This window comes from Devosia albogilva (genome assembly GCF_042685625.1).
GTDB classification, from domain to species: Bacteria; Pseudomonadota; Alphaproteobacteria; order Rhizobiales; family Devosiaceae; genus Devosia; species Devosia albogilva.
The window spans coordinates 3,636,040-3,647,218 of sequence record NZ_JBHUNP010000001.1; the positions used below are offsets into that span (position 1 = coordinate 3,636,040).

Annotated in this window: 13 protein-coding genes; 10 read left to right on the forward strand and 3 right to left on the reverse strand. The window is 64.8% G+C overall.

Annotated features, from left to right (window positions below):
• Window position 1: 1 nt before the first annotated feature.
• From ACFSX5_RS18215 to ACFSX5_RS18230, 4 genes are read left to right on the forward strand one after another with little or no spacing between them, the layout of a single operon-like run.
• Window positions 2-826 (forward strand): ABC transporter permease, encoded by an 825-nt coding sequence (locus ACFSX5_RS18215; protein WP_386835349.1) that lies wholly within the window; start codon window positions 2-4, stop codon window positions 824-826.
• Window positions 827-874: 48 nt separating this feature from the next.
• The gene (locus ACFSX5_RS18220) at window positions 875-1,909 is read left to right on the forward strand and encodes an ABC transporter ATP-binding protein (RefSeq protein WP_386835351.1); all 1,035 of its coding nucleotides are present in this window, start codon (window positions 875-877) and stop codon (window positions 1,907-1,909) included.
• A 1-nt stretch (window position 1,910) separates the two neighbouring features.
• On the forward strand, window positions 1,911-2,738 hold the full coding sequence (locus ACFSX5_RS18225; RefSeq protein ID WP_386835353.1) for a glycerophosphodiester phosphodiesterase: 828 nt from the start codon (window positions 1,911-1,913) through the stop codon (window positions 2,736-2,738).
• A complete protein-coding gene (locus tag ACFSX5_RS18230; protein ID WP_386835355.1) occupies window positions 2,735-3,550 on the forward strand; it encodes an inositol monophosphatase family protein in 816 nt (271 codons plus the stop codon). Before ACFSX5_RS18225 ends, ACFSX5_RS18230 begins: the two co-directional genes overlap by 4 nt.
• A 3-nt stretch (window positions 3,551-3,553) precedes the next feature.
• Here ACFSX5_RS18230 and ACFSX5_RS18235 read toward each other — a convergent pair whose 3' ends face one another.
• Window positions 3,554-3,766 carry a DUF2188 domain-containing protein gene (locus ACFSX5_RS18235; RefSeq protein WP_386835357.1) on the reverse strand — a complete coding sequence of 71 codons (213 nt, stop codon included), beginning with the start codon at window positions 3,764-3,766 and terminating at the stop codon, window positions 3,554-3,556.
• Between the two features lie 131 nt (window positions 3,767-3,897).
• On the opposite strand from ACFSX5_RS18235, the gene fgd reads away from it, so the two are divergent.
• The 6 genes from fgd to ACFSX5_RS18265 all read left to right on the forward strand — a co-directional run bounded on the left by fgd (window position 3,898) and on the right by ACFSX5_RS18265 (window position 9,553).
• Window positions 3,898-4,914 (forward strand): glucose-6-phosphate dehydrogenase (coenzyme-F420), encoded by a 1,017-nt coding sequence (fgd, locus tag ACFSX5_RS18240; protein ID WP_386835359.1) that lies wholly within the window; start codon window positions 3,898-3,900, stop codon window positions 4,912-4,914.
• A complete protein-coding gene (locus ACFSX5_RS18245; RefSeq protein ID WP_386835361.1) occupies window positions 4,911-5,741 on the forward strand; it encodes a coenzyme F420-0:L-glutamate ligase in 831 nt (276 codons plus the stop codon). Before fgd ends, ACFSX5_RS18245 begins: the two co-directional genes overlap by 4 nt.
• A 26-nt stretch (window positions 5,742-5,767) precedes the next feature.
• The gene (locus ACFSX5_RS18250; RefSeq protein WP_386835686.1) at window positions 5,768-6,679 is read left to right on the forward strand and encodes a putative F420-0 ABC transporter substrate-binding protein; all 912 of its coding nucleotides are present in this window, start codon (window positions 5,768-5,770) and stop codon (window positions 6,677-6,679) included.
• Window positions 6,676-7,695 (forward strand): putative F420-0 ABC transporter permease subunit, encoded by a 1,020-nt coding sequence (locus ACFSX5_RS18255; RefSeq protein ID WP_386835362.1) that lies wholly within the window; start codon window positions 6,676-6,678, stop codon window positions 7,693-7,695. The genes ACFSX5_RS18250 and ACFSX5_RS18255 overlap by 4 nt, the downstream gene beginning before the upstream one ends.
• Window positions 7,692-8,462, forward strand: coding sequence for an ABC transporter ATP-binding protein (locus tag ACFSX5_RS18260; RefSeq protein ID WP_386835364.1), 771 nt, complete (start codon window positions 7,692-7,694; stop codon window positions 8,460-8,462). Before ACFSX5_RS18255 ends, ACFSX5_RS18260 begins: the two co-directional genes overlap by 4 nt.
• Window positions 8,463-8,551: 89 nt before the next feature.
• Window positions 8,552-9,553: a TIGR03842 family LLM class F420-dependent oxidoreductase gene (locus tag ACFSX5_RS18265; protein WP_386835366.1), complete on the forward strand. Its 1,002-nt coding sequence runs from the start codon at window positions 8,552-8,554 to the stop codon at window positions 9,551-9,553.
• Between the two features lie 4 nt (window positions 9,554-9,557).
• Here the strand turns inward: ACFSX5_RS18265 and ACFSX5_RS18270 are convergent, their stop codons facing one another.
• Window positions 9,558-10,388, reverse strand: coding sequence for an MBL fold metallo-hydrolase (locus tag ACFSX5_RS18270; RefSeq protein WP_386835367.1), 831 nt, complete (start codon window positions 10,386-10,388; stop codon window positions 9,558-9,560).
• A 9-nt stretch (window positions 10,389-10,397) separates the two neighbouring features.
• A complete protein-coding gene (locus ACFSX5_RS18275) occupies window positions 10,398-11,177 on the reverse strand; it encodes a TatD family hydrolase (RefSeq protein WP_386835369.1) in 780 nt (259 codons plus the stop codon).
• Window positions 11,178-11,179 lie beyond the last annotated feature (2 nt).

Here is an 11,179-nt window from a genome sequence, read left to right on the forward strand (position 1 = left end):
CATGAGCACCCTTGCCATGCCCCGTCCACGCACCGACTGGACCGGTATCGTCTTCGCAGTACTGCTTTCGGCTGCCATCGTCCTGCCTCTCGTGGTCGTGGCCACCTGGGCGTTCACCGAGGTCTGGCGGTATCCAAGCGTGATACCGCAGCAGTTCGGGCTGCGGTTCTGGAACCAGACGCTGTCGCGGCCCGATGTCTGGTCCGCGCTGACGCTCAGCCTGCAGCTATCGACCGTGGTGACACTGTTGTCGGCCGCCATCTGTCTGCCGGCAGCTTACGCGTTCGCCCGCATGGACTTTCCCGGCCGTACCGTGCTGTTCTTCTCGTTCCTGGCCGGCCATGCGTTTCCGAAGTTCGGCCTACTCATCGCCATCGCCGCGATCTTCCTGCAGCTCAACCTCATCGGCACGTTCTGGGGCGTGGTGCTTATTCAGCTCGTCGGCACGCTGCTCTTCATGATCTGGATTCCGGTGGCGGCGTTCCAGTCTGTCGATCGGCGCATGGAAGAGGCAGCTCGCGACGTCGGAGCTTCACCACTGCGGGTCTTCTGGTCCATCACCCTGCCCCAGGCCGGGCCGACCATTGCGGCGGCGGTGCTGCTGAGCTTTGTCGGCACGTTCTATGAAACTGAGGGAGCGTGGCTGATCGGAGCTCCGGGTATCCGCACCATGCCGGTGCTGATGATCTCGTTCATCAACAACCAGATGGTCATTCAGTTCGGAGCGGTGCTGTCCGTGATGCTCTGGGTACCGTCCTTCATCGCCCTTATCTTCGCCCGCCGAGTCATCGGTGGCGGTTCGTTTGCACGCGGGTTCGGTGCGTGAGGATGCTGCCAACGGCCGCGCCCCTCGTTCCAGCCTCAGGGATTGAGTATGTCCGTCCTCAAGATCAATAACGTCTCCAAGCTCTTCGCGGGCAGTGTTCGCGCCGTCGACAGCTTCTCCCTCGATGTCGCCGACGGCGAGCTCGTCTGCCTTCTGGGTCCGTCCGGCTCGGGTAAGTCGACGCTGCTGCGCATGGTCGGCGGCTTCGAAACACCAACGGGTGGCCAAATCACCATCGACGGCGAGGACATCACTCGCCTGCCACCCGAAAAGCGGCCCACCGGCATGGTCTTCCAGAGCCACGCGCTGTGGACCCATATGAGCGTGTTCAAGAACCTTGCTTTCGGCCTGAAGCTGCGGCGCATACCCGCGGCCGAGATCAAGCGCCGGGTCGAGGGAGTCCTGGAACTGGTTGGACTCGCCGGCTATGGCGACCGGCACGTCGCCAAACTGTCCGGGGGGCAGCAGCAGCGCGTGGCCCTCGCTCGATCCCTGGTGCTCGAACCGAAGATACTGCTCCTCGACGAGCCGTTTGCGAGCCTCGACCAACACTTGCGCGAACGACTGCGCGAGGAGGTCCGCGATATCCAGCAGCGCCTCGGCATCACCACGCTGTTCGTGACCCACGGGCAGGACGAAGCCTTGTCGATGGCCGACCGCATCGTGGTCATGCGGGATGGGCGTACAGAGCAGATCGACCGTCCCGACGTGGTGTATCGGGAGCCGCAGACGCCATTCGTTGCCGGCTTCATCGGGACGATGAACCTGGTGGAGGGCACGGTTAAGAGCGGCGCCTTTGCGCGTGGACGTTTCCAAGTGCCACTGCCCGTGGCCGATGGCGACGCAACCCTGGCGGTTCGGCCGGAGTCGCTGGATCTCGTCGCCGCCGACGACGGCGTCGCCAAGGTGCATCGCGTTACCGACTACGGCACCCATGGCCTCGTCTATCTGGATCTCGACGATGGTACCCGCCTGAAGGCCATGGTTTCGCATCCGGATCTGTTCCGAAACGGACAACGCTTCGACCTGGCGCCCCGCGAGCTGGCGGCTTATCGCGGCAGCGCCCGCATCTACCGGAGCTGATATGGTCGATCCGCTTTCCATCGATCGGGGCGGCCACCGCACTTGGCTGAAATGGCACCGCGGCCGGCGCCGCATCTCCGATCCCGCGTTCACCGGTGCGCGCATTCTCGAGGGGATGCGGCTCGGCGCAAGCGTTGAAGTGGACCTCGTTATCCATGCCGACCACGGTTGCGCCATCCTGCACAACCTCACCCTGGACGAGGAAACAACCGGCCGAGGCGCTGTCCGGGAAACCGGAGCGGCAGCCCTGCGGCAATTGCATCTGCGGGACAATCGGGGCACCCCCCTACCCGACCAGGTGATGTTGCTGGAGGACCTCTGCGAGCTGCTCGATCGGGAGCCGCCGGACCCGCACGCGCTGCTGCAACTTGATTTCAAGGAGGATGTGGCAGCGCTTGATGCGGAGACGGTCGCTTCTTTTGCGGCGAGCGTGGGACCGCACAGCGCTCACATGATCCTCTCCGGCGGCGATGCCGAGGCCGTCCGGATGTTGGCGGAAACGACGCCCGGGCTGCGGACAGGGTACGATCCCTGCTACGGGGATTCTCTCGCTCGCCTGCAGAGCACGGGTGACTTCAAGGGTTTCATCGACACTGCCCTGCGCACTGCGCCGGACGCGGAATTCATCTATCTCAGCCATGAGATCGTGCTGGCCGCCGACCGGGACATCGTCGGAACAGTTCACGCGGACGGCCGACGCGTCGACGCCTGGACCATCCGCGAAGTGACACCAGCCAGCCTGTCTCAGGTGGACCGGCTGCTTGCGCTGAAGGTCGACCAGATTACCACCGACGACCCGGAGGGGCTGCTTGCGGCCCTCGCATCATGAGCACCGATTACAGCAGAATCCTCGACATCATGGCTGACACAGCGCGTGAAGCGGGAGCCTTAACCCTCGAGCACTTCAAGCGTTTTCGGGAGCTGGAGATCGGGGTTAAGGGGCCCGGGGATTTCGTATCCGAGGCCGACCGCGCCTCGGAGCAACTGATCCGCAAGCGGCTGTTCGCCATAAACCCCAGCTGGAGCCTCACGGGAGAGGAGTTCGCCCCGGTAGAAGGATCCGATCGCGAGTACCGGTGGTTGGTGGACCCGATCGACGGCACGACCAACTTCATCTTCGGCCAGCACTACACAATCACCATCGCCCTGCGGCGTGGCAATGAGACGGTCTGTGGGCTCGTGTACAACCCGGTGGCGGATGAGATGTTCACCGCGGTGAAGGGGAGCGGAGCCTTCCTCAACGGGGAGCGGCTGCGCGTCAGCAGCTCGTCCGACGTCGGCATGATGTGTATCGGCACCGGCTTGCCCACACCCAATCTGTCCCTCCATCGGGGTGCCTACCAGCGGCTGGACTGGATCCGGGCACCGATCGGTGCGGTCCGGGTTGTCGGCAGTGCCGCAAACTCCTGCGCCTACGTCGCCTGCGGCCGGCTGACCGGCTATTTCGAAGAAACCGGGTTTGTGGACACGGCGGCCGGGATTCTTCTGGTGGAGGAAGCTGGCGGGTTGGTCACGGACTGGTGGGGGCGCGGCCCGGACGTGTTCGAACGCACGGGGGTCTTGATCGTCGCCAATCCGGCGACCCATGCCTATCTGCTCGAGCACCTACGGTCCGTGCCGCCCAAAAACCCGGTCCGCTGACCCTCAACTGCTTTCCTCGGGCCGCCACACGGTCTCGGTGCGAGTCTCGGGATCCTGCACGATAACCTCAGCCTCAGGGTCCTGGCTGTCGCGTGCTGCCTTGATCGCGACGTCGATCGCCTCGTCACGGCTGGTGAACGGGCCAACCGCGCTACCGCGATAGGTGTATTGCCAGACGGCGTCGCGCAGATAGACGATGAAGTGACTCGAACTCATTTGCTCCTCCGCCAGCACAACGCAGCGGACCAAATCTACGTTGCCGACACCCGCAAGTTGAGTACCCTCAGAGCACCACTGGACATCTTTGACCACTTGGTCAAAATGTTTCAGCAGGCGCGGAGGTAGGGATGCGGTTCGGATACAAGGCATCGGCGGAGCAGTTTGCCCCGAACGCGCTGCTGCAGTTCGCCGTAGAGGCGGAGGCTGCCGGGTTTGATTCGGTCTGGGTCAGCGACCACTTCCAGCCCTGGAAGCACACCGACGGACATGCGCCCTTTGCACCGGCCTGGATGGCGGCTGTGCTGGCGCGGACCGAGCGGGTGATTCTCGGCACTTCGGTGCTGACACCCACGTTTCGCCTGCACCCGTCCGTGGTCGCTCATGCCTTCGGCACCCTGGGCGCTATGTTTCCGGGCCGCGTCATCCTGGGAGTGGGCACCGGGGAATCGCTCAACGAAGTCCCTTCGACCGGGATGGAGTGGCCGGAGCTGAAAGAACGTTCGGCCCGCCTGCGCGAGGCGGTGAAGCTGATCCGGCTGCTCTGGAGCGAGGAGCGCGTCAGTTTCGAGGGCGAGTTCTACCGCACCGTCAATGCGACGATCTACGACAAGCCAGATGAGATGGTGCCGATCTACCTGGCTGCGGGCGGGCCGCTGAATGCCAAATATGCCGGCCGAGCGGGTGATGGCTTCATCTGCACCTCCGGCAAGGGCGCGGAGCTTTATACCGAACAGCTTCTGCCGAACGTCGCCGCCGGGCGGCTGGAATCCGACCATGCCGAGAGGCCATTCGAGCGGATGATCGAGGTGAAGGTTTCGTTCGACACCGATCATGCCAAGGCCCTCGAGGACACCCGCGAATGGGCGGCCCTCTCCCTCTCCGCGGAAGAAAAGCACTCGGTGCAGGATCCGGCGGAAATGGAACGGCTTGCCGCGGAACTGCCGATCGAGCGCGTCGCCAAACGCTGGATCGTCTCGAGCGACCCCGACGAGCATGTCGCCGCCATCAAGACCTATATCGACTATGGCTTCGATCACCTGGTGTTCCACGCACCGGGCCTGGACCAGAGCCGCTTTATCAAGCTCTACGCCGAGCACATCCTGCCGCGGTTGCGGCAACTGACTTCGCCGGAGGCAACGAAATGACCATCCCGCGGCTGAGCATCTGGGGCCTGACCGGCATCCCCGAGGTCCAGCCGGGGGACGATCTGGTTGCGCTGATCGCCGAGGCCGCGGCAGTACAGGCCGCTGGTGATCCAGCAGGCGCGCTCGCCGACGGGGACATCCTGGTGGTTACCAGCAAGATCGTCTCCAAGGCTGAGGGCCGACAGGTGCCGGCCTCCGAGCGCGAGAAGGCGATCTCCGAGGACACCGTCCGCATCGTCGCCGAACGGGTTCACCTCGGCGGCACCACCAAGATCGTCGAGACGCGGCAGGGCCTGATCATGGCGGCGGCGGGCATCGACATGTCCAACGTGCCCGAAGGGGTGGCGCTGCGGCTGCCGGAGGACCCCGACCGCTCGGCACGTGCGCTTTGCGCCGGGCTTAGGGAGCAACTCGGCGTTGCAGTCGGCATCATCATCACCGACACCATCGGGCGGCCGTGGCGCGTCGGGCAGACCGACGTCGCTATCGGCGCCGCCGGGCTGCAGCTCACCGACGATCTCCGTGGCGACGTCGACGCGAACGGGCGGCCGCTGCATGTCACGGTCGCCGTGCTGGCCGACGAACTTGCGGGCGCCGCCGACCTGGTAAAGGGCAAGACCAACGGCATCCCCGTGGCAGTCATTCGCGGGATGGCGCGGCTCGTCACCGGCCTCGAGACTGCCGGAGCGCGCAGCCTAGTGCGAGCGGTGGACGACGACATGTTCCGCTTCGGCTCGGCCGAGGCTTATCGGCTCGGCTATGAGGCGGCGATGGCCGAGATCAAAGCCGAGCGACGGCAGAGTTCGGCGCAGGAGAGCAGCTCGTGAGGCCCTGGCTTGGCGCTGCCTTGGCCGTGACGATGCTCGGGACGCCGGCGCTGGCGCAGACCAGCTACCCTCTCAGGGTCAACAACTGTGGCGTGGACGTCGTCGTCTCCGCAGCACCACAGCGCGTCGTGGCGATCAAGTCCAATGCGGTTGAGCTGTTGCTCGCACTGGGGCTGGAGGATCGGATTGCGGCCGTCGCCTTCCAGGATGGACCGGTTCCGGAACCCTGGGCCTCTAGCGCGGCAGACCTCCAGGTCCTGTCCGACAAGCTTCCGGCGCAGGAGGTTGTGCTCGAGGCCGATCCGGACTTTGTCTACGGCGGCTGGGAGAGCAACTTCGTCGGCGATGGCGCGGGCGAGCGCCAGAGTTGGGCTGCCCTGGGTATCCCCTCCTATGTGACTCCGGCTGCCTGCCGGAGTGTGAAGCCCCCTGCCCTCTCTTTCGAACAGGTCTTCGCGGAGATTCGCGAGATGGGCGGCATCATGGACGCAGCCGCCGCGGCCGAGGCGTTGGTGGCGAATCAACAGGCTCAACTCGCTTCCGTGAACGTGGATGAACGAAACCTGACCGCAGTTTGGTACTCCTCCGGGACGAAGACTCCGTACGTTGGTGCCGGAAGCAACGCGCCCGCGATGATCATGAACGGTCTCGGGCTGGCCAACATCTTTGCCGATGTCGACGACGGCTGGATATCGGCCAGCTGGGAGGCGATCGCCGATGCCGACCCGGACGTGATCGTTCTAGTGGACGCTGCCTGGAACTCGGTAGAGCAGAAGCGGAAGCTTCTCGGGGAGAACCCGATCACCAGCCAGATGTCCGCGGTCCGAAACGAGCGATACCTCGTCATTCCGTTTCCTGCCTCGGAAGCTGGAGTGCGGAACGTCCCCGCTGTGGCTGACCTCGCGAAGCAGCTCGCCAGCCTCGATTTCACGGAATGAGGCGAGGCCGCCGTGTCGGCATCGGCACCGTCTTATTCGCGCTTGTGGTGCTGTTGCTGGCAAGCTTGATGGTTGCCCTGACCATCGGCCCAGCCGACATCGCCGCAGCGGAGGTGATACGGGCTGTCGCTGCGCGGGTGGGCCTTGCCGAGGCCGACCTGTCGCGCCTGCGAACCGCGATCGTCGTTGACCTGCGACTGCCTCGGCTGCTGGCGGCGGCGGCAACCGGTGCCGGTCTGGCGCTTTGCGGCGCGGTCATGCAGGCGCTGACGCGAAATCCGCTCGCCGACCCTTATCTGCTGGGTTTGTCCTCCGGTGCAGCACTGGGCGCCGTGGTGTTCATGGTCGCGGGCGCCAGCCTGCTGATGCCGCTGGGGGCGTTCCTGGGCGCGGTGGCCACGTTGGTGGTGACGCTCTCCATTACCGGCCTACTCGGGGGCGCCACCCCTACCCGGGCCATCCTGGCCGGCATCGCCATCTCAGCGCTTGCGGCTGCCGCCACGTCGTTTCTGATCTTCTGGACGGCAACGGGGGACTCTTATCGCGAGATCCTGAGCTGGCTGATGGGCTCGCTCGGCGGGGTCACCTGGCCCGAGGCGCTGCTGGCCATCGTGGTGGTGCTGGCGGCTGGACTGCCGCTGCTGCCGGTCGGGGGCGCGCTCGATGCCTTCGCCTTCGGCGACACCGCCGCTGCGTCGCTTGGTGTCGACGTCAGGCGGCTGCGCTGGCTGCTGCTTGGAGGGACCGCCCTTGTCACCGGCGTGCTGGTGGCAGTGGGTGGAGCCATCGGCTTCGTCGGGCTGATCGTGCCGCATGTGGTGCGCCTGATGGTTGGTACCCGGCACCGCCTGCTGCTGCCGGTGTGCATGTTGACGGGGGCGATCTTCATGGTGTGGTGCGATACCGCCGCTCGCACCGGGTTCGATCCTCGCGAGCTGCCGGTCGGCATCATCACGGCGATGATCGGCGCTCCCGCCTTCCTGCTGGTGCTGTTGCGCTTCCGGAGGATGACGTGAGCGGGCTTGTTGTCACGCGGCTGAGCGTGCACGGCGGCGAGCAGACGATCGTGGACGCGGCGACGTTGTCGGCGCCGGCCGGGCAGATCACCGGCCTTGTCGGCCCGAACGGCGCCGGCAAATCCACCATGATGCGCGCTGCCCTTGGCCTCGGCGAGACCGTTGGCGGCGAGGTGCATTTTGCCGGGGCGGATCTGCTCGCAATGGGTCGGCGGGAACGGGCCAAGATTTGCGCCTTCGTCGAGCAGACTGCCACGACGGAGACCCGCATCACCGTGCGCGAGGTCGTCGGACTTGGCCGGCTGCCGCATCAGCCGTCGTGGCAGGCGGAGCCCAGCGAAAAAGATGAGACCATCGTTGAGCAGGCGCTCGCGGCGGTCGAACTCAGTGCTTTCGCCGACCGCGTGTTCAACACCTTGTCCGGCGGCGAGCAGCAACGCGTTCATTTGGCGCGCGCACTGGCGCAACAGCCACGCCTTCTTGTCCTGGACGAGCCCACCAGCCACCTCGATATGCGTGCACAACGGCACATGCTCGAACTGTTGCGTGGCCGCGCGACCGCCGGACTGACAGTGCTCATGGCCATTCACGACCTGAATCTGGCGGCCGGGTACTGCGACCGCCTTGTGGTGATGAACTACGGCCGGATAGTCGCCGAGGGTGCTCCCGAAGACGTCTTGACACCTGCCCTGCTGCGCGACGTGTACGGTATCGAGGCAAGCGTGATAGCGCATCCTGTCACCGGCAAGCCGCTGATTGCCTACTGACGCTGAATCCCGATTGACAATCATCAGTGCCGCACCCAAAAATTTGATCGGCTGGTCAAATTTCTGGCGGCTGGGGCGGAGGGAAAAGCATGGAATTCGGCATCACGTTCAAGGGCTTTATTGAAGCCGAGCGAGCCCGTTACCTGGTCCGCGCCGCGGAGTATGCCGGCTTCAGCTACTGCTGGTTCTACGACTCCCACATTCTTTGGCGCGACTGCTACGCGGCCATTGCGATGTGCATGGAGCACACGACGCACATGCGCTTCGGGCCCCTGGTTACAAACCCCGACGTGCGCGACTGGTCGGTGGCGGCTTCCATCTTCGGATCGCTGTCCAAGCAATCCGGCGGCCGTTTCGACCTGGCGGTGGGCCGTGGCGACTCCTCGATGCGGGTGATGGGCAAGAAGCCCGCGACACTCGCCCGCGTCGCCGAGTTCATCCACAAGACCCAGGCGATGGTGCGGGGCGAAGAAGTCACCTACGGCGAGATCCCGGCTGCCGTGAAGTTCCCTTGGGCTGTCGGCCATGAAATGCCAAGCTGGATTGCCGCCTACGGCCCGCTGGCGCTGAAGACCGCCGGCGAGCATGCCGATGGCGTGGTGCTGCAGATTGCCGATCCGGGCCTCTGCAAGTGGTTCACCGACCAGTGCATCGAGGCCGGCAAGGCGGCTGGACGGGATATGTCGAACTACCGCTCGATGGCCGCGGCACCGGCCTATTTCGGCGACAAGAGGCGTGCGATTGAGGCGACCAAGTGGTTTCCGGCCATGGTGGGCAACCATGTGGCGGACATCGTCGAGAAGTACGGCTCGGATTCAGACCGGGTGCCGAAGAGCCTGACGAGCTATATCGAGAAGCGCCGCGGATACGATTATTCCAAGCACGGACAAGCGGATAACCCGTATCTCGACTTCATCACCGACGATGTGGTGGAAAGCTTCTGCGTGTTGGGCGATCCGGATGATCATATCGGCAAGATCCGCGAACTCGAGGCGGCGGGGGTGACGCAGTTCAACATCTATCTGGACAGCGGCGACGAGGAGGAGATCATCGCCGGCTATGGGCGGCATGTGATCCCGGCGTTCCGCTAAGCCCTTAGTAGTTCAGCACTTTTCCGGCGAGCACGTCGATGCGCATGCCGTCGAAGGCCGGGGTGATGTGCTCGGGCAACTCGGCTACGAGCGTGGCGTAGTCCATGTCGATGTGCATGTCGGTGATGATCGCCCGGTGTGGCTGGAATTTCTCAATCCAGTCAAGGGTTTCCGGCAGGCTGAGGTGGCTGGGGTGCGGCGTCGGGCGCAGGGCGTCGATGATCCAGAGGTCCAGATTCCGGAGCGCGGGGAAGGATTCTTCAGGGAATCCAGACAGATCGACCGAGTAGGCGAAGTCCGCGACGCGGAAGCCGAGCGAGGTGATCTTGCCGTGCAACTGCTCGAACACCTGCAGTGAAACCGTGCCTCCCGGGCCATGAATTGACAGCGTTTCGTTACCGCCGATCTCGTAACCATTGAGGATCGGGGGATAATCGCTACCGGGCGGGGTGACGAAGCAGTACCCGAAGGCTTGGTGGAGCCGCCGGCCGGTCTCGGCATCGAAAAAGACGTCGACACGCTTGCGATTGTGCAGTGCCAACACCCGCAGATCGTCGATGCCGTGGATGTGGTCGGCATGGGCATGGGTATAGACCACGGCATCGACACGATCGACATGGGCGTCGAGCAGTTGCTCACGCAGGTCGGGTCCGGTGTCGATGAGAACGCGCGTCGGCTCGGGCTCGTCACCGCTCCAGGCTTCGATCAGCAGCGAACAGCGCCGGCGCCGGTTGCGCGGGTTGTTCGGATCACAGGCGCCCCAGACATTGCCGATGCGCGGCACGCCACCGGACGAGCCGCAGCCGAGAATGGTCGCGACGATCCTGTCCGGCATGGGCATGGATCAGGCGAGCCCGGTCTTGCTGAACAGGCGCGCGAAATTGGCGGTGGTTTCGGTGCCGACCTGCTCCAGCGTCACGCCCCGGATCTCGGCCAGCTTCTGCGCCGTGTGGATGACGAAGCTCGGCTCGTTCGACTGGCCGCGATGCGGAATGGGCGCGAGATAGGGAGCGTCGGTTTCCACGAGGTAGCGGTCGGAAGGCACGAAGGCGGCGACCTCCTGGATCTCCCTGGCGTTGCGGAAGGTGACGATACCGGAAAAGGAGATGTAGCCGCCGAGGGCGAGTGCGCGCCGGGCGAGGTCGGCACCACCGGTGAAGCAGTGGAGCAGGAAGGGGAAGGCCCCCTGCCCCGCCTCTTCCTCGAGGATGGCGGCCATGTCGTCATCGGCCTGGCGGCTGTGGATAACCAGTGGAAGACCGGTGGTCCGCGCCGCCGCGATGTGACGACGGAGGCCTGTTGCCTGCGCGTCGCGTGGCGCGTTGTCGTAGAAGTAGTCGAGCCCGGCTTCGCCGACGGCAACGCAGCGCGGATGGGCACTTAGTCGAACAAGCTCATCCGTCGTGATATGCAGTTCTTCGTGGGCGTTGTGGGGATGCGTGCCGACGGAGCACCAGATGTTCCCGTGCTGTTCTGCGATTCGCGTGTAGGTGGCGAAGTTTTCCACACGTGTGGAAATCGTCACCATTCCGCTGACGCCCGCTGCCGCAGCACGGGCCAGCACGCCATCGAGATCGGCGGACAGTTCCGGGAAGTCGAGGTGGCAGTGGCTGTCGATCAACATGG